This is a genomic window from Corallococcus sp. AB049A (assembly GCF_003668885.1).
Classification (GTDB): domain Bacteria; phylum Myxococcota; class Myxococcia; order Myxococcales; family Myxococcaceae; genus Corallococcus; species Corallococcus interemptor.
In genome coordinates, this window is the sequence record NZ_RAWL01001159.1 from 1 (window position 1) to 436 (window position 436).

At 54.1% G+C, this 436-nt stretch carries 1 protein-coding gene; it reads right to left on the bottom strand.

Features of this window, described 5'->3' with window-relative positions; all coding sequences use genetic code 11:
* On the bottom strand, positions 1–223 hold a 223-nt coding region (locus tag D7X55_RS45165), incomplete at its 3' end, for a hypothetical protein (protein ID WP_233610463.1).
* Between the last annotated feature and the right edge of the window lie 213 nt (positions 224–436).

Here is a 436-nt window from a genome sequence, read left to right on the forward strand (position 1 = left end):
CGGTCTTCGTCCACTTCACGATTTTCGTCACTTCATCCGACAGAGGAGATCGATAAGGACAGTCATCCGAGAAGGCGGGTAAAATGATAGTCGACAACAGGGCAGTGGTGGCAAGCACGACCGGAATGGTGACCAAACTAGCGACGATGGTGTTGAGGGTCCATAGTAGTTGAACCAACCCCGCGAGGAAGAGTGCTACAGACACCTGCAGCAGGATCGGCAATAGTGCAACTACGTGGGCCACCCTCCATTTGACAAGAGCGGTGTGCCGACGCTGACGTGCCCGAACACGAGCACGGACTCCGGTACCGGAGTGAAGAGGATTCGCGGTGAGCCATTGTCGAATGAGTAGGCCAGCCACGGCAGTCAATAGACTTAGCGTGAGACTGAGAAACCACAATGCATTTATGTAGACTGCAGAACGAGACGGTGTGAA